Origin of the sequence: Microbulbifer variabilis (assembly GCF_023716485.1) — a bacterium.
Taxonomy (GTDB): Bacteria; Pseudomonadota; Gammaproteobacteria; order Pseudomonadales; family Cellvibrionaceae; genus Microbulbifer; species Microbulbifer variabilis_B.
Genome location: NZ_CP092418.1, coordinates 4,706,252 through 4,722,664, shown reverse-complemented (window position 1 = coordinate 4,722,664; position 16,413 = coordinate 4,706,252). Strand labels below are relative to the sequence as shown.

Here is a 16,413-nt window from a genome sequence, read left to right as displayed (position 1 = left end):
CGCACAACCGTTTTGCAGGAATTTGTATGTCCCAGATGACCCCCCGTGAAATCGTCCATGAACTCGATCGCCACATTGTTGGCCAGCAGGATGCCAAACGCGCGGTAGCGATTGCGCTGCGCAACCGCTGGCGCCGTATGCAGGTGAGCGAGGATCTTCGCGCCGAAATTACCCCGAAGAATATTCTGATGATCGGCCCCACCGGTGTGGGTAAAACCGAAATCGCGCGCCGTCTGGCAAAGCTTGCCAATGCGCCTTTCATTAAGGTCGAAGCGACTAAGTTCACCGAAGTGGGCTATGTGGGTCGCGATGTAGAATCTATCGTGCGTGATCTTGTCGAGATGGCAGTGAAGCAGGAGCGCGAACTGGCTATGGCTGGCGTGCAACAGCGTGCTATGGATGCGGCCGAGGAACGCATTCTCGACGCCCTGCTGCCACCTGCGCGTTCGGCTGAGCCCAACGACAAGGATTCCAGCACCCGCCAGCTGTTCCGCAAGAAGCTGCGCGAGGGCGACTTGGATAGTAAGGAAGTGGAAATTGATATGGCCGCCGCGCCTATGGGTGTGGAGATTATGGCTCCTCCGGGGATGGAGGAAATGACCAACCAGCTGCAGGGCATGTTCTCGAATATGTCCCAGGGCAAGACGCGCAAGCGCAAGCTGCCGGTCAAGCAGGCGTTGAAACAGCTTACCGATGAGGAAGCCGCCAAGCTGGTGAACGATGAAGATATCAAAACCCGTGCGATTCGCGCTGCCGAACAAAACGGTATCGTTTTTATCGATGAGATCGACAAGGTGGCCAAGCGCCAGGAGAGCGGCGGTGCCGATGTCTCCCGTGAAGGGGTGCAGCGCGACCTGTTGCCACTGATCGAAGGCAGCACCGTCAACACCAAGTACGGCATGATCAAGACAGACCATATTCTGTTTATCGCTTCCGGTGCCTTCCACCTGTCCAAGCCCTCAGACCTGATTCCCGAGCTGCAGGGGCGTATGCCGATCCGCGTGGAGCTGAGCTCGCTGACTTCCGCGGACTTTGAGCGTATTCTCACCGAACCCTCCGCGTCTCTGACCGAACAGCAGAAGGCTTTGCTGGCTACAGAGGGTCTGGAACTGCAATTTACCGAAGACGGCATTCGCCGTATCGCTGAAGTGGCTTACGAAGTGAATGAACGCACAGAGAATATCGGTGCACGCCGCTTGCATACGGTACTGGAGCGCCTGCTGGAGGAAGTTTCCTTCGATGCCGGCGACGGCGACAAGTCTCTCAAAGTGGATGCGGCTTATGTGGACAGCCACCTGGGTGAATTGAGTAAAAACGAGGACCTTTCGCGTTTTATCCTGTAAATGAAACTGCAAAAAATCCGTTTAAATCGCGCAGAGAAAAACCTACTGCTGGTGTACACCGACGCTGAATACACCCTGCCGGCAGAGTATCTGCGTGTCTATTCCCCCAGCGCTGAAGTGCGCGGCCACGGCAATAGCCCCGCCCTGCTGGTGGATGGAAAAATCCATGTGGGTATCGACAGGGTCGAAGCTGCCGGTCGTTACGGTCTGAAAATCGATTTCGATGACGGCCACGACACCGGCATTTACACCTGGGAATACCTGCGTGAACTAGCCGAAAAACACACCGCCAACTGGGAGGCCTACCTGGAGCGCTTGCGCGCGGCGGGCAAGGGGCGCGACCCGGATGAAAGTGTGGTGAAATTTATCGGTTAGCTGCCAAGTGCGCCCTCCAGTGGCGCACTTTCCCTCCCTCACAAAGTATTAAAAAAGCGAGGAAAAACAATAATTTCCCGCATTATTTCGCAATACTGTAACAATTATGTGGCTGTCTTTTTGCAGTTGTAACAAGCGTACAAATCTTTATGACAAAGAAAACGAGATGTTAATCGGCGCGTAATTCTTTTGTCATATTTCCGGACTCTAATGCTCGCCAAATTCACGAGTTCCGGAGGCCCACCGTGGCAAAAAAACTTGCCCGCGCACTCAGCGCCTTTTGTTTGATTCCTCTCGCTTCCGCGGTTTCCGCCGCGAGCCTGCCCGATTACCAAACTAAGAGTGAATGGTTTACCGAGGCGTCCGATCGCCTGGAAGAACGCGTTTCTCTTACCCGTGAAGCCAAAACTGCAAAAAACGTCATCCTATTTGTTGGCGATGGCATGGGGATTTCCACCCTGACCGCAGCCCGTATCTTCGAGGGCCAGCGCCGCGGTGAACCCGGTGAAGAGAACAGTCTTTCTTTTGAGGAGTTTCCTCACAGTGCCCTGATCAAAACCTACAACACTAACCAGCAGACCCCCGACTCCGCCGGCACCATGACAGCCATGATGACCGGGGTGAAAACTCGCGCTGGTATGATCAATGTGGATGGCAAGGGCTTAGTGGCTGACTGTGCTGCGAGTAAGGAGCTGGGTTTGAATAGCTTCCTTGAGATGATGGAGAGCCGCGGCAAGGCTACCGGCATTGTCTCTACCGCACGCCTCACCCACGCTACTCCAGCAGCCACTTATGCACATAGCGCCAGCCGCAAGTGGGAACACACGGCCGATGAGGGCTGTACCGATATCGCTACACAAATGGTGGAAATGAATATCGGCGATGGCATGGAAGTCATGCTCGGTGGTGGCCGCAACTACTTTACACCGGTGGCCGAGGGTGGCCTGCGTGAAGACGAGCGCAATCTAACAGGTGAATGGCTGCTGCGCTATGACGGTGAGCAGAATGCGGTCTACGTCGAAAATGGTTTCGAACTATCGGCAGTGGATATCGCTAAAACAGATAAGCTGCTGGGTCTCTTTACCGAAGATCACATGAGCTACGATGCTGACCGCATCGCCAAGAACAGCGAAGAGCCCAGTATCGTCGAGATGACCACCACCGCTATCGATATGCTGCAAAAGGATGAAGACGGCTTCTTCCTGATGGTGGAATCCGGCCGAGTCGATCACGCTCACCATTCCGGTAACGCCTATAACGCGCTGAATGAAGCGATCGAGTTATCTGACGCGGTCAAGGCAGCGCTACAAAAAGTGAATCTGGAAGAAACCCTGATCCTGGTGACTGCTGACCACAGCCACGTAATGAATATGGCGGGCTATCCCACCAGAGGTAACCCTATTCTGGGCAAGGTGATCGGCAACGATGACAGCGGTGCGCCAAATCAGGCCGTCTCCCTGGCCGAGGACAATAAGCCTTACACTACCCTGACTTACACCAATGGGCGCGGCTTCGCCTATGTGGATTCAGGTGAAAACACCGATGCGGACAAGCGCGATAACTATGATATCGCCGCCGGTCGTCATGATTTGACAGAGATAAATACCGAAAAGCCGGGTTTCCATCAGGAGTCCCTGGTTGCCCTGGGGGGCGAAAGCCACGGCGGTGAGGATATTAGTCTGCACGCGATCGGCGCCGGTGCCGAAAAAGTGCAGGGACATCTGGAACAGAACGCGGTTTTCCACATAATGACTGCCGCGACCGACCTGTCGCTGTCAGAAGAATAATTGGGGGTATTGACCATGAAACAGTTTAAAAAGACCCTGCTGGCCTTTTCCGTTGCCGTACTGGCCAGTGCCTGTAGCGACGATAACTCCAGCTCCAACAATGTTGCCGAAGTGCTGGATGCTACTGAAACACCGCAGCAGCAGAATTATTTAGGCCTTTCCTCAACCCAAAGTGAAAGCAGCTGGTTCGAAGATGGCCAGAAAGCGGTAGCTGCGGCGAGCGCAGAGAAAATCAACAATACGCCGGGTGCCGCAAAAAACATTATTCTGTTTGTGGGCGATGGCATGGGTATCTCCACTGTCACCGCCGCGCGCATCTTCGCCGGCCAAAAACTAGGCCTAGACGGCGAGGAATACCAGCTGAGCTTCGAAAAAATGCCCTTTGCCGGTTTGGTAAAAACTTACAACACCAACCAGCAGACCCCGGATTCCGCTGGCACCATGACCGCTCTGGTTACCGGTGTGAAAACCAAGGCCGGTATCCTGAGTGTGGCCGAAGATGTCGCTCGCGGTGACTGCGCCGCCAGCCTCGAACGCCCCCTCACCACCTCCCTGGAACTGGCCGAGGAACTGGGTAAGAGCACCGGTATTATCAGCACCGCGCGTATCACCCACGCCACACCCGCAGCCACTTATGCCAAGGTGCCAGAGCGCGAGTGGGAATACACTGCTCCGGACGGTTGTCGCGATATCGCCACCCACTTGGTTGAACTGGAAGCCGGTGATGGTATCGACGTGGTAATGGGCGGCGGCCGTCGCAACTTCCTGCCAGCGGACTTCACCGATGCGGAAGGCAAGACTGGTAAGCGCATCGATGGGCGCAATCTGATTGAAGCGTGGAAAACTCGTTACAACGATGGCGTAACCACCGCGCACTATACGGAAGACAAAGCCGGGTTTGACCAGCTGGATGTGAATAACACCGATAAGCTATTGGCGTTATTTAACTCCTCTCATATGCGCTATGAGGCCGATCGTGGCAACGATGTTGGCGGCGAGCCTTCCCTGAGTGAGATGACTGCCAAGGGCATCGAGATGCTGCAGCAAAACGACAAGGGTTACTTCCTGATGGTGGAGTCCGGTCGTATCGACCACGGTCATCACGCCAACAATGCCTACAATGCCCTCAGCGATGCGGAAGAGTTTGCCAAGGCGGTGCAGGTAGCCCTGGATAGCACCAGTGCCGAAGATACCCTAATCGTTGTAACCGCGGACCACAGTCACGTGATGACCATTGCCGGTGGGACTACCCGTGGCAACCCAATTCTCGGCAAGGTAGTTAAAAATGACAAGACCGGTGTGGCTGAAGAGATGCCCAAGCTGGATAAGACCGGCTTGCCTTACACTACCCTGAACTATGCCAATGGTCGCGGTTTTGCACATTACGGCGACAATACCGATGCTGATGACCGCTACTATGACGATATTGTTCAAGGGCGTCAGGATCTTACCGATGTGGACACCACCGCTCCCGGCTTCCACCAGGAAGTCCTTGTCCCTCTTTCTGGAGAAACCCACGGCGGCGAAGACGTAGGGGTCTGGGCCCGTGGTCCCGGTGCCCACTTGGTGAGCGGCACCAATGAGCAGAACTATCTGTTCCATGTGATGGCCCGCGCCGGCGGCCTGCTGGAGCAGAGCGCCAAATAAGTTGGCGAGCTTAAGGCGCGGGAAACCCTCCTGCGCCTTTTTATTTTTTGGTGAGTAGTTTCAGCGCCCTCTGTGCCAGCATCACTTAGATCACAAGTGTTTTGTGGGCAAAGAAAATGGCGCAACCGTCTTCTATTTTCCTGCGCAGTCGCATCTTGTGCCAGTCCCCCATCTCCAATAGCTTAATTAACTCTTCCCCTAATGGCTCTCCGACCGTGATGGCAAAGCGACACAGTAGGTATAGATCACGCCAGTCCCCTAGTAATTGCGCGAGTTGTTTGAGCGGTTCACAGCGCAGCGCTACAGATTGGGGGTGCTTCTCTCTGAGTAGGCGGCTGTGGTACCAGTGATCTTTTATTCTTTTGCGCAATTGGTGCAGTTTATGGGCGTTGTCTCCTTCTCGTGCTTCCACCCAGGCTTTGCGCGCGCGCTGGTAGCCGCGTAAATATCCCACGTCGATATCTCCCCAATCAGTATTTTGCAGGGGCCAACACTCAATACTCTTTTGTGCCTCATGCAGTAACCCTTCGACCCGAATAAGGCTCTCCTCGTCTTGCAGCGACCGCTGTAATTGGTGCAGTATTCTATGCATTTTTTCAAAGTGGCTGGGGGGAGCTAGGGTAAGTAGAGCGGTGCGAATGGAGACAAGATCGCGGCCCGCCGATAGGGATCGCGCTAATTTCCGGTAGCGATCATTCTCGAGTTGGAAGAGTGAATTTTCTTTCGGAAAAATCAGTCGCAGTAGAGCACGCAGTTTCTTACAGTGTTTACGTAGCTCATGAACGGCATGTTCACCTGGCAGAAGCCGGGCATTATCACAGGCGGCGCGTATTTCTGCGCGAGCCGCAGTGCGCAGACTCAGTGCAGCGGGCATGTCGCTGTCGAGTCGGTAATCCATGAATTTGCCCTGGACCCAGTATTTTCTCTCGTGTGATTTAATTTTAGTGAGTTGCCACTGGGCGAATCATGGGCACTGTTCCGCCGGCTTGGTCGATGTACAATGGCGCACTGAATTTGGCTCAGCAGGCAGCACAGCATGAAGGATCGCAAGACCACCCACTTCGGCTACCAAGAGGTCCCGGTGGAGGAAAAGGCCGGTCGTGTGGCGGAAGTGTTCCACTCAGTGGCGGCGCGTTACGACGTAATGAACGACTTGATGTCCGGGGGTATTCACCGCCTCTGGAAGCGTTTCACCATCGAATTGTCCGGTGCGCGGCCGGGACAGAAAATTCTGGATATCGCCGGGGGCACCGGTGATCTCACCGCGCGTTTCTCGCGTATTGTGGGCGCCAGTGGTCAGGTGGTGTTGGCAGATATTAATGAATCGATGCTCAGGGTAGGCCGCGACCGCCTGCTCGATCGTGGCATTGCCGGCAACGTAGTGCCGGTACAGGCGGACGCCCAGTACCTGCCCTTTCCGGACAACACCTTCGATTGTATTACCATCGCTTTTGGTCTTCGCAATGTCACCGATAAAGATTTGGCGCTGCGCTCCATGTTGCGGGTACTAAAACCCGGTGGGCGCTTACTGGTACTGGAGTTCTCCAAGCCGGAATCGAAACTGCTGGAAAAAGTCTACGATCACTACTCGTTCCGCCTGCTGCCATTTATGGGGAAATTGGTGGCCAACGACGCGGAGAGTTACCGCTACTTGGCGGAGAGCATCCGCATGCATCCGGATCAGGAAACGCTCAAGCAGATGATGGTGGATGCTGGATTTGTCGATTGTGAATTTCACAATATGACCGGTGGCATTGTGGCGTTACACCGTGGTATCAAGCCCTGAGAGGTGCCCGTCGTGATTGACCCCCAAGTGATGGCACGAGGCCAATAACCACCATGAGCGATCCCACCTATCGCGCGGGTTTTGACGCCGCGCTGGAAACCGCTATTAATACTGCCTTGCAATACGATCCCGCGACCCGAGCACGCCTGCAGGAGTTGGACGGCAAAACCATGGCGCTCGACCTGACGGCTCCAAAGTTGCAATGCTGCCTATGTATTGAGGGCGATCAGGTGCGCGTGCGCCAGCACTGGGAGGGAGATGTAACGACCACCATCAGCGGCTCGGCTATTTCCCTGGTGCGATTACTAAAGGACCCCGATGCCACGCCTGCGGCACTGCGTGTCTCTATCAGCGGTTCCAGTGCCCTACTGGCGGAGTTGCAGTGGATCATGAGCGATCTGGATATCGATTGGGAGGCACCACTTGCGCAAGTGTTTGGCGATATTCCCGCCCACTCCATCGGCAATGTGCTGCGCAGTGCTAGTAGCTGGTTAAGTGCCAGCCTAAGTCGCGCGCCGGTTGCGGCCGCAGAGACGATCAGTGAGGAATGGCAGTTGACGCCACCACAGGCACAATTTGAAGCTTTCGCGGATGACCTCGCCGAGTTGTCCCTGGCTACCGAGCGCCTGGAGGCGCGGGTGCGCCTACTGCAGGAACAGTTTTCCCGCGGGGAGGCCGAGTAGTCTTGCCTATATCCCGTACTGTTACCATCGCGCGGGTTTTCCTGCGCCATCGCTTAGATCTGTTATTACCAGCCGAACGCCGTCCCCTGTGGCTGCGCGGATTACTGGCCCCTCTCAAACTGTTGCCGCAACCAAAGATGGAGCGCGGCGAGCGACTGCGTCGCGCCCTAGAAGAGCTGGGACCTATCTTTGTGAAATTCGGCCAGCTGCTCTCCACCCGTCCGGATTTGCTGCCACCGGATGTGGTTGAGCAGCTCGACTACCTACAGGACAAAGTACCGCCCTTCCCCAGTGATCAGTGTCGCGCACTGATTGAGGAAGCCCTTGGCGCTAGTGTCGATGAAGTCTTTGCCAGCTTTGAGCACGAGCCCTTAGCGGCAGCTTCGGTGGCACAGGTTCACGCCGCCGTGCTCAAAAGTGGCGAGTCGGTCGTGGTCAAGGTGCTGCGCCCGGGCATCGGCGAAGTGATTCAGGAAGATTTGCGCCTGTTGCGGGTGATTGCCCGGGCTATCGAACGCTTCGTGCCAGAGGGCCGGCGTCTGCGCCCGGTGGAAGTGGTGGAAGACTACCGTCATACCATCGAGGGCGAGTTGGATTTAACCCGCGAGGCGGCCAACGGCACCCAGTTGCGGCGTAATTTCACTGATTCCCCACTGCTATATATCCCCCAAGTTTACTGGGATTACACCCGCGAAAACGTGCTGGTGCTAGAGCGTATCAATGGTATTCCTGTCACTGATCTAGAGCAGCTGCGCGAGCAGGATACCAATATGCCGCTGTTGGCCGAGCGCGGCGTGGAGATCTTCTTCAAGCAGGTTTTTGAATACAACTTTTTCCACGCGGATATGCACCCGGGCAATATTTTTGTCTCCCGGGAACACCCGCAGCGGCCACAGTATATCGCCATCGACACCGCCATTGTCGGCAGCTTATCGCGAGAAGATCAGTACTACCTGGCGCGCAACCTGCTCGCCATGTTCCGGCGCGATTACCGCATGGTGGCGGAGCTGCATGTACAGAGTGGCTGGGTTCGTGCGGATACCCCTGTGAATGCCTTCGAGGCGGCAATTCGCGCCGTGTGCGAGCCGATTTTTGAGAAACCCCTGGGGGAGATTTCCTTTGCGCGGGTATTGATCAGCCTGTTCCAGACTGCGCGACGCTTCGATATGGCGGTGCAGCCACAACTGGTGTTATTGCAGAAGACCCTGTTGAATATAGAGGGTTTGGGACGCCAGCTTTATCCGGAATTGGATCTGTGGAAGACTGCTCATCCATTTTTGGAGCGTTGGATGCGTGAACGCATCCACCCCAAAACACTGGTGGGCGAGATCAAGCGCTACGGTCCCGAGTGGCTGGAGAAGTTTCCACAGATGCCGCAATTGGTCTATTCAGCCCTTGAGCAGTCGCGGGAATTGGCGCCACAACTGGAAAATATCGGTGAAAAACTGGCGAGCAGTCAGCGCCGTGGGCGCTGGCAGTATTTGCGTCGGCTCGGCGGTGTACTGCTCGCTGCAGGTGCCCTGGCCTTAAGCCGGCCGCAGTGGCTGGAGCAGTTGCCACCTTCTGGTTGGGTATTGGGCATCGCAGCCCTGATTTTACTGCTCTGGCCCTAATGACACTGGCGGCAGTATTTTGCCGGCGTCGCGCCGGCCTACACTTGGAATTCTGATGGAAGAGACATTGACTCAAGCTGTGCCAACAAGCGGCTTTATTGATCAGGTCAGCTGGAACAGCGATGGCCTGGTACCCGCCATTGCCCAGGATTTTAAAAGCGGTCGCGTGCTGATGATGGCGTGGATGAATCGCGAGTCTCTGGCACTGACCGCTAGCGAGGGCTATGCGGTCTACTGGTCGCGTTCCCGCAAGGGCCTGTGGCGCAAAGGGGAGTCATCCGGCTTCCTACAGAAAATACGCGAGATTCGCCTCGACTGTGACGGTGACACCGTGCTGTTAATGGTTGAGCAAGAGGGCGGAATTGCTTGCCATACGGGCCGTAGTAGCTGTTTTTACAACCTCTTGCAGGACGGTGAATGGCGCGTTAGCCAACCGGTATTGCAAGACCCCAAAGCCATCTACAAGTGAGCCCGGAAATGAGTGATCTGCTGCAACAACTCGATGCGGTACTAGAGAGCCGCAAGTGCGCAGAGGATGCCGATAAATCCTATGTGGCTAGCCTGCATAGGAAGGGGCTCAACAAAATACTGGAAAAGGTGGGCGAGGAAGCCACCGAAACAATTCTCGCCGCCAAAGATGCGCAGGCCAGTGGCGACAACCGGGATATGATCGCCGAGACGGCGGATCTCTGGTTTCACTCATTAGTGATGCTTTCGCACCTGGGAGCGGACTCCCAGGATGTAGTGCGTGAACTGGGTCGACGCTTTGGCCTCTCTGGCCTGGAGGAAAAGGCATCCCGCAGTAAAGAGGGATAAGAATTCAGTTGGAAGGACTGGCGTAACAGTCCTCTGATAATTTGTGGTTTTACCCATGGTGGCCAATGGCAATGCAAATCGGCTGCCGTATTAAATGACATGGAGACAATTATGGGATTCGGTGGAATTAGCATCTGGCAGCTGTTGATTATCTTGGTCATTGTCCTGCTGCTTTTCGGAACCAAGCGCTTGAAAAACCTCGGTGGTGATCTGGGCGGTGCACTGAAAGGCTTCCGCAAAGCGGTGAAGGACGATGATAAGGATGAGGACAAAGATAAAGACAAAGACCCTGAGCGTCTTCAGCACGATGAGGAAGAAAAGCCGCAACAGGGCAGCACCTCGAAAGAAAAAGACAAGCAGTCCCAGGACAAATAATTCGGCACTGTTAACGCGAGTAATGCCCCGTGTTTGATATTGGCTTTTTTGAACTACTACTGGTCGCGGTAGTGGCACTGCTTGTGGTGGGCCCGGAGCGCCTGCCCGATGCCATCCGCACGACAGCGCGCTGGTGGTCTGGCCTGAAGCGAACCTTGCAAGGTGCGCGTGAGGAACTGGAACGGGAAGTCGGTGCCGACGATATCCGCCGAGAACTGCACAATGAGCGCATCCTCAAGGAGATCGAGGAGAGTCGCCGGGAAATGGAGCGTACCTTTAGTGAGGCCAACCGCGAGGTGAATGAATCCCTGCAGCAGCAGGAGGAGCCACAGCCCAGCGAGTCGGCCAAACCTAAGGAAAAAGCTCCAGCCAAAGTGCCCCAGGAGCCCGAACATCCGCGCGCGGAAAAAGAAGACTATTTACCGGAGCAGGATGAAACTGTTGAAGAGTTGCAGGACCCGGAATACCCGGAGCACTGGCACGATTTAGGTGATCCCGAACTGAATCCGGAGCACCCGGAAAATACGCCTAAAGACCTAGAAAAAGAATCGCAACAGGAAAAAGACAAGCAACCATGAGCGATCAATCACAAGACAGCCATCAGCCCTTTATCGATCACTTGATCGAGCTGCGGGATCGGCTGCTGCGCACTTTACTGGTTGTAGTGGTTTTGTTCGCCTGCCTGGTACCCTTTGCCTCGGATATCTACAACTTTATTGCCAATCCGCTACAGGAACGTTTGGTCGGCGATGCAGGCATGATTGCCACAGAGGTGACCTCCACCTTCCTTACGCCATTTAAGACCACCTTTATTGTATCGTTTTTCATCGCCATTCCCTTTGTGCTCTATCAGGCCTGGGCTTTTATAGCTCCCGGTCTTTATAAAAATGAAAAGCGTATTGCGATTCCAATCTTGGTCACCAGCGTATTTTTGTTTTACGCCGGTGTGGCCTTTGCCTATTTCGTAGTGTTTCCTATTTTATTTGATTTCTTTGTTGGCTCGGCCCACGCAGATATCAAAGTTATGCCGGATATGCGCAGCTATCTGGATTTAGTATTGAAGTTGTTTTTTGCCTTCGGCTTCGCTTTCGAGATACCCATCGCCACGGTGTTATTGATTTGGAGTGGCGCAGTGGATGCCAAAACCCTGGGGAGTAAACGCCCCTATGTGATTGTGGGCTGCTTCCTGATCGGTATGCTGCTCACCCCACCGGATGTTATCTCCCAGTCCCTACTGGCCGTACCCATGTGGTTGCTGTTTGAGGTGGGAATCTTGTTTGGTCGCTGGATTACATCACGCCGGTCGAAAGAGCAAGCCGAGCAGTCTTGATTTGCGGATTTTTAAAAATTACATTTCCGCCATCACTTAAACGGCTCGAAGTAGTTTTTCAAATCAACATTTTGCTTGCGCAATAAAATGCCCCGACTGCTTTCGCGGCCGGGGCAGTCGCCCTGTTGTTTTACCTGCCCTAACCAAAATCCAACGCCGTGCTCTCAAACAGAGCTGGTTGTGGGTAGACAGTCTGCGTTCCATGCAATAAAAAGCCGAACGATATTGGTTTTTGCGCCACTACTGGCAAGCCCCCATCGCAACAAAAACCAAACGGTCAGCTGAGGAAATTAGCGATTAAGATCCGAAACTCCTGTTTCTTAAAATAACCGCCTGCGCCGCAAAAAACTTGCGGCAATGGTACTACCCTGAGACCCCAGGTATTAGCGAGATGCAGCCGCCGTTTTATTGACACGGGTGGCTGCAGCGCGCTCTTTCTTTTCCTGCTCCGCTACTGCTTTTTCCACATTGTTGCTAACCAGTCGATAAAAATAGAATGCCATCAGGAATATAAACCCGATTACGGCCAGACTGAGCAAGCCGGAAAAGCTGGTAAATAGATCAATTAAGGCATCCATCTTTCTCTCCAGTACGCCAATGCTTCAGTTATGCAGTGTATGGAGTAGTGCTACAAACCTCTTGACCTAAATCAACTGGGCTTGAGTTACTGGAGAAGAGAAGGATCTGTGGTCTTTAGCTGGGCGTATATAAGCTGATACCAAGTGCAGGTGTTCTTAGGGGGCTACTTTTCCTAAAGGAGAAGGTGCAGTACTGCGACTGACCAGTATTTTACTTGGTAGAGTTAGCTAGATTCATATATGCACTTTAGAGCATAGGGAGTTTTTTCATCAGTGCAGCACAAAACTTAATAGCAGGCAGGCAAGTGCTGCGCCCCATAGTAGATATAACTCCTGCTCCTGGCGCCAGCGAGGGAGAAGCAGCACAAGTGCCAAGGGAGGTATAAAAAGAGCGAGGAATCCAGCTATAGTGCTGTCGTCAAAGCACACTTTCACTAATCGCAGCCATGCAATGGCGGCAAAAGCCAGGGCAAATACTGTCAGAACCGCGCTAACTGGCATCATGCTATAACCCTTAGAGGCTATTGAAGGGGAAGAAAAGGCCCTGGCCAGATCACATTAAAATGACAATAGGAAAGGAAGTGTATAGCAGATTGCTTATCACGGGCCTGCCAAAAAAATGGCTTAATTTGCGCTTATGGCTGCTTATCATCCCACTGTATTTGGCGGGGTGTGAAACCGTCGGTTATTACGCCCAAGCAGCTGCCGGCCAGTGGCGTATTTTGTCTGGGCGTCAGCCGATAGAAAAAGTCATTAATGAACCGGGTACCAGTGAGCAATTACAACAGCAGCTACAACTGGTATTGCAGATTCGTGCCTATGCAGCTGAAGTTTTGCAACTGCCGGTAGGTGATGCCTATAACGCTTATGTACAGTTAGATGACACCTACCCGATTTGGAATGTCCTGGCAGCGCCGGAGTTTTCCCTTGAGCCTAAGCGCTGGTGTTACCCTATCGCCGGCTGCGCCAGCTACCGAGGTTATTTTCGCAAGTCTGCGGCAGAGGCAAAAGCGAATCAACTGCGCGGACAGGGCTATGATGTATATCTGGGTGCGGTGCCCGCTTACAGCACCCTCGGTTGGTTTAACGACCCAATATTATCCAGTTTTGTTAATTGGCCTCAGGAACGCCTAGCCGGTCTTTTATTTCATGAACTGGCCCATAGAAGGGTTTATATCTCCGGTGATACCCAGTTCAACGAGAGCTTTGCCACCGCCGTCTCAGAAATTGCCCTACCCGGCTGGCTCAGTAGTCAGGGCCTGGTCAGCTCCGCAGCTCAGGCACGTGCAGAAACCTTGTCTGTGCGTCAATTGATGGCAGCCGCACGCAGCCAATTACAAACAGTCTATCAATCTTCACAGCCAGATGATTTAAAGCGCGAACAAAAAGCCCGGGTTTTATCCCGATTACGTCAATGCTATAGAAAGCTATCTGCAAACTGGCCCAATCCTGCGCGCTATCAAAACTATATAGAAAAAACCAACAATGCCACCCTGGCCCTGGCTGCTGAATATGAATCCCAAGTGCCGGCCTTTAAGCAGCTTTATTTGGATAGTGGTAGTTGGGAGGCTTTTTATAATGCTGCGCAAAGGTTGGGAGATTTAAGTAAGGTTAATCGCGAAGAACGTTTACGCCAGTTGGGGGATGAATATCGCCGGTCAAACTCAGAGATTAAGCAAGGAGGGCTAGATGAAATGAGATGCATTTTACGTGATTAATATAAAAATCGTCGTAGACGACCCTTTCTTGATAAAGGGTTTTACCGGAAATTTTTTCAAACCATAAGAATGATTAAACTTGATCCTATTACTATCAACAAGTCATGTTCAGACATTTATTTGCATTGTGTGACAGCTAGTTAGTGTAATTTCAAAATTTCATATCTTAATTTTTCTGGCCTGGCTCTGCTTGTTTCTTTATAGTCCCGTCCCTCAGAATTCCATCCAGTATGAATGAGTAGAATGATGTACCCTAAATTCTTATCCAATTTTTTAATAATTGGTTGCTTATTAATTCTATCAGCTTGTAGCAGCGATGATAAAGACAAGAATAATGAGCCCCCCGAGAAAACGGTTAGCTTGACGATTGAAGGATATGTGGAAACTACGAGCTTTACCCATGCTGAGGTGAGGTTACAGGTAGCTGATACTGAATTTTATGGAGAGGTAGATGCGTTAGGGAATTACTCTATCGATATAGATATCTCTGAATCTCAGATTGATAGCTTTGTAAGAGCTGAAGCCATTTTTCCTGCCGAAAGTAGTATAAGACTTGTGAGTCTACTTGGCTCTGTAAGAACTTTGCTAGAGAAATCTGGTGAAGACGGAGTCTTAGTGCAGGAGGAAAAGAATGAGGTAAATATTACCAGTATTTCTACAGCTTTTTCCGCGCATCTAAAAAGCATAAATGCAGGGGAGATAAAGTCAGACTCAGAGTTAACTTTATCCTTAAGGAGTCTTAATGCTTCCGTAGTTTTTGATATAGCTGCTTTCATTAGTTTATATAGTAGTAATGAAAGTTTAATGGAAGATTCCGGTCTTTCTATCCCTAATGCTTATCGTGATATATATGAGTTAGCAGCCAATAAATCCGCAGTATCTATTTCTGTATATAACGCAAAAGAAAGGCTTGCTGATTTGTTCGATAAGGCACAGTCAAGTCTAATTGAGAATATAAAATTATTTGGCTATTTATCTAATAGTAATTTGCAAATAGCAGATACCTATTATCTACCATATTTGAAGGTGAGGCTTACTCTACGACCAGATGGAACCGGTGAAATTAATGGAGAAGTTGATAATACTAGTTTTACATGGTCAAAAAATGATAATGGAATTACGTTTAAAGATGCAGATTTGATAAGGCACGTTAGTTTTTTTGGAACCTACTCCGTAGAAAGCCATATCGTAATCAACGATCTTGTGTGGATGATGGACAGTGATGCTATTTCATCAGTTATTCTGCAAGTTGAAGAATATGATGTCAGTCCTGATCCTATTATTCTTAATCCAGAGATAAAGAGCAATATTTACGCAGAAACTGCGATTCGCTCCTTAAGCATAATAAAAGTTTCTGAGTCAGTTAAGTTGGAACAAGAATATAGTATGCCGACACCAGCTATGCTTGGAGAAGTCATAAATCCCGTAGATGGGGTTTCTCCCAGGCTTTCAGTTAGAGTTCTTGGTATGAGCTTTAGGGGAGAGTTTGAAACTGGTGGGACGGTCAATATATCTATTCCTGGTGTGGAGGGAGATGGAAGAAAGACAAGCACTAATATGTCTGGGGTTTGGCGCTTGGAAGACGATAAAAAAATCATTATAGATACCTCTGCAGGAAGTAAATTCACATATGTTTTTCTAGACTATATGTATAAGGGAAAAAATTTAACGTTTGTTCTAGAAGAGTCAGAGAAAGGACGACTAATAGATTTTGATACTGTACTAGCTAAAGATCTGGATTCATGGAAAGAGAATACAGTAGAGGGTATTTATAAATTTAGCTCGTACTTTGCTCAACCATTAGATTACTCTTGGTTTGAGGTGAATTCTGACGGTACAGTAAAAAGAATAACTATTTTTGATTGGGATTCTGATGGAGAGTTAGTTAGTGATGAACTTGATATTTATTCGGGGCTTTGGAAGCTATCTGATGATGGAAATTTGATTATTAGATTTTACCGGAGAATGAATGGCGACAGCTGTATGCCTAGTGACTGGGATCCCCAATCCAATGCAGATTGCTCACTTGGTAGTGAGCGAGAGTGGAACCTTTCTCAGGTATCAGAAGAGGAGCAGTTGTTCTGGATTAGAAAGGAGTTGAAATTTTTCTCAAATGAAAGACGTGATGAAATTCCTGGTTTATCTGATTTAACGAATAATATATTCGTTGGTGGGCATATATATAATTCATTCATGTATAAAGTTAGTGAAAGGCCCGTACCATTGCCTGTCGACCAATAAATTAGAGTTCCATAATCAAATAGAAGAACTGTATTTTTGCAATTGGCTTATAGGGCGGTAAGGATTTACCGCCTTTCTTGTCCTTATCCTGAGCATGCTAAGTTGATGAGCTCTATACTTG

General features: G+C 51.4%; 17 protein-coding genes. 14 read left to right on the top strand and 3 right to left on the bottom strand.

Features of this window, described 5'->3' with window-relative positions; all coding sequences use genetic code 11:
* The first annotated feature begins 26 nt into the window (after positions 1-26).
* The 4 genes from hslU (at position 27) to MJO52_RS20620 (ending at position 5,152) form a co-directional block, all read left to right on the top strand.
* Complete coding sequence (hslU, locus tag MJO52_RS20635; RefSeq protein WP_252083839.1) at positions 27-1,343, top strand: ATP-dependent protease ATPase subunit HslU; 1,317 nt, start codon at positions 27-29, stop codon at positions 1,341-1,343.
* Complete coding sequence (locus MJO52_RS20630) at positions 1,344-1,718, top strand: gamma-butyrobetaine hydroxylase-like domain-containing protein (protein ID WP_252083838.1); 375 nt, start codon at positions 1,344-1,346, stop codon at positions 1,716-1,718.
* Positions 1,719-1,963: 245 nt separating this feature from the next.
* Positions 1,964-3,505 carry an alkaline phosphatase gene (locus MJO52_RS20625; RefSeq protein WP_252083837.1) on the top strand — a complete coding sequence of 514 codons (1,542 nt, stop codon included), beginning with the start codon at positions 1,964-1,966 and terminating at the stop codon, positions 3,503-3,505.
* 15 nt (positions 3,506-3,520) lie between these two features.
* Positions 3,521-5,152 (top strand): alkaline phosphatase, encoded by a 1,632-nt coding sequence (locus MJO52_RS20620; RefSeq protein ID WP_252083836.1) that lies wholly within the window; start codon positions 3,521-3,523, stop codon positions 5,150-5,152.
* Between the two features lie 85 nt (positions 5,153-5,237).
* Here MJO52_RS20620 and MJO52_RS20615 read toward each other — a convergent pair whose 3' ends face one another.
* A complete protein-coding gene (locus MJO52_RS20615) occupies positions 5,238-6,050 on the bottom strand; it encodes a CHAD domain-containing protein (RefSeq protein ID WP_252083835.1) in 813 nt (270 codons plus the stop codon).
* 138 nt (positions 6,051-6,188) lie between these two features.
* Between MJO52_RS20615 and ubiE the strand changes: the two genes are divergently transcribed.
* The 8 genes from ubiE to tatC all read left to right on the top strand — a co-directional run bounded on the left by ubiE (position 6,189) and on the right by tatC (position 11,755).
* Entirely contained in the window at positions 6,189-6,938 is a 750-nt protein-coding gene (gene ubiE / locus MJO52_RS20610) for a bifunctional demethylmenaquinone methyltransferase/2-methoxy-6-polyprenyl-1,4-benzoquinol methylase UbiE (protein WP_252083834.1), read from the top strand.
* A gap of 53 nt (positions 6,939-6,991) precedes the next feature.
* The gene (locus MJO52_RS20605; protein ID WP_252083833.1) at positions 6,992-7,621 is read left to right on the top strand and encodes a ubiquinone biosynthesis accessory factor UbiJ; all 630 of its coding nucleotides are present in this window, start codon (positions 6,992-6,994) and stop codon (positions 7,619-7,621) included.
* Positions 7,622-7,623: 2 nt separating this feature from the next.
* Positions 7,624-9,234 (top strand): ubiquinone biosynthesis regulatory protein kinase UbiB, encoded by a 1,611-nt coding sequence (gene ubiB / locus MJO52_RS20600; RefSeq protein WP_252083832.1) that lies wholly within the window; start codon positions 7,624-7,626, stop codon positions 9,232-9,234.
* Between the two features lie 55 nt (positions 9,235-9,289).
* Positions 9,290-9,703 (top strand): phosphoribosyl-AMP cyclohydrolase, encoded by a 414-nt coding sequence (hisI, locus tag MJO52_RS20595; RefSeq protein WP_252083831.1) that lies wholly within the window; start codon positions 9,290-9,292, stop codon positions 9,701-9,703.
* A gap of 8 nt (positions 9,704-9,711) precedes the next feature.
* Positions 9,712-10,050, top strand: coding sequence for a phosphoribosyl-ATP diphosphatase (locus tag MJO52_RS20590; protein WP_252083830.1), 339 nt, complete (start codon positions 9,712-9,714; stop codon positions 10,048-10,050).
* A gap of 111 nt (positions 10,051-10,161) precedes the next feature.
* Positions 10,162-10,425, top strand: coding sequence for a twin-arginine translocase TatA/TatE family subunit (gene tatA / locus MJO52_RS20585; RefSeq protein WP_252083828.1), 264 nt, complete (start codon positions 10,162-10,164; stop codon positions 10,423-10,425).
* A 29-nt stretch (positions 10,426-10,454) separates the two neighbouring features.
* Positions 10,455-11,003, top strand: a complete 549-nt coding sequence (tatB, locus tag MJO52_RS20580; protein ID WP_252083826.1) for a Sec-independent protein translocase protein TatB — start codon at positions 10,455-10,457, stop codon at positions 11,001-11,003.
* Positions 11,000-11,755, top strand: a complete 756-nt coding sequence (gene tatC / locus MJO52_RS20575; RefSeq protein WP_252083825.1) for a twin-arginine translocase subunit TatC — start codon at positions 11,000-11,002, stop codon at positions 11,753-11,755. Before tatB ends, tatC begins: the two co-directional genes overlap by 4 nt.
* Before the next feature lie 383 nt (positions 11,756-12,138).
* Here the strand turns inward: tatC and MJO52_RS20570 are convergent, their stop codons facing one another.
* Complete coding sequence (locus tag MJO52_RS20570; RefSeq protein ID WP_252083824.1) at positions 12,139-12,333, bottom strand: DUF3149 domain-containing protein; 195 nt, start codon at positions 12,331-12,333, stop codon at positions 12,139-12,141.
* A 270-nt stretch (positions 12,334-12,603) separates the two neighbouring features.
* A complete protein-coding gene (locus tag MJO52_RS20565; protein WP_252083823.1) occupies positions 12,604-12,837 on the bottom strand; it encodes a hypothetical protein in 234 nt (77 codons plus the stop codon).
* A gap of 77 nt (positions 12,838-12,914) precedes the next feature.
* On the opposite strand from MJO52_RS20565, the gene MJO52_RS20560 reads away from it, so the two are divergent.
* Positions 12,915-14,051 carry an aminopeptidase gene (locus MJO52_RS20560; protein ID WP_252083822.1) on the top strand — a complete coding sequence of 379 codons (1,137 nt, stop codon included), beginning with the start codon at positions 12,915-12,917 and terminating at the stop codon, positions 14,049-14,051.
* 246 nt (positions 14,052-14,297) lie between these two features.
* Complete coding sequence (locus tag MJO52_RS20555) at positions 14,298-16,292, top strand: hypothetical protein (protein ID WP_252083820.1); 1,995 nt, start codon at positions 14,298-14,300, stop codon at positions 16,290-16,292.
* The last annotated feature ends 121 nt before the right edge of the window (positions 16,293-16,413 follow it).

Bases quoted from the DNA above. Each gene is read 5' to 3' on its own strand.
- hslU (WP_252083839.1), top strand. From the start codon at position 27: ATGTCCCAGATGACCCCCCGTGAAATCGTCCATGAACTCGATCGCCAC.
- MJO52_RS20630 (WP_252083838.1), top strand. From the start codon at position 1,344: ATGAAACTGCAAAAAATCCGTTTAAATCGCGCAGAGAAAAACCTACTG.
- MJO52_RS20620 (WP_252083836.1), top strand. From the start codon at position 3,521: ATGAAACAGTTTAAAAAGACCCTGCTGGCCTTTTCCGTTGCCGTACTG.
- MJO52_RS20615 (WP_252083835.1), bottom strand. From the start codon at position 6,050: ATGGATTACCGACTCGACAGCGACATGCCCGCTGCACTGAGTCTGCGC.
- ubiE (WP_252083834.1), top strand. From the start codon at position 6,189: ATGAAGGATCGCAAGACCACCCACTTCGGCTACCAAGAGGTCCCGGTG.
- MJO52_RS20605 (WP_252083833.1), top strand. From the start codon at position 6,992: ATGAGCGATCCCACCTATCGCGCGGGTTTTGACGCCGCGCTGGAAACC.
- hisI (WP_252083831.1), top strand. From the start codon at position 9,290: ATGGAAGAGACATTGACTCAAGCTGTGCCAACAAGCGGCTTTATTGAT.
- MJO52_RS20590 (WP_252083830.1), top strand. From the start codon at position 9,712: ATGAGTGATCTGCTGCAACAACTCGATGCGGTACTAGAGAGCCGCAAG.
- tatA (WP_252083828.1), top strand. From the start codon at position 10,162: ATGGGATTCGGTGGAATTAGCATCTGGCAGCTGTTGATTATCTTGGTC.
- tatC (WP_252083825.1), top strand. From the start codon at position 11,000: ATGAGCGATCAATCACAAGACAGCCATCAGCCCTTTATCGATCACTTG.
- MJO52_RS20570 (WP_252083824.1), bottom strand. From the start codon at position 12,333: ATGGATGCCTTAATTGATCTATTTACCAGCTTTTCCGGCTTGCTCAGT.
- MJO52_RS20565 (WP_252083823.1), bottom strand. From the start codon at position 12,837: ATGATGCCAGTTAGCGCGGTTCTGACAGTATTTGCCCTGGCTTTTGCC.
- MJO52_RS20555 (WP_252083820.1), top strand. From the start codon at position 14,298: ATGTACCCTAAATTCTTATCCAATTTTTTAATAATTGGTTGCTTATTA.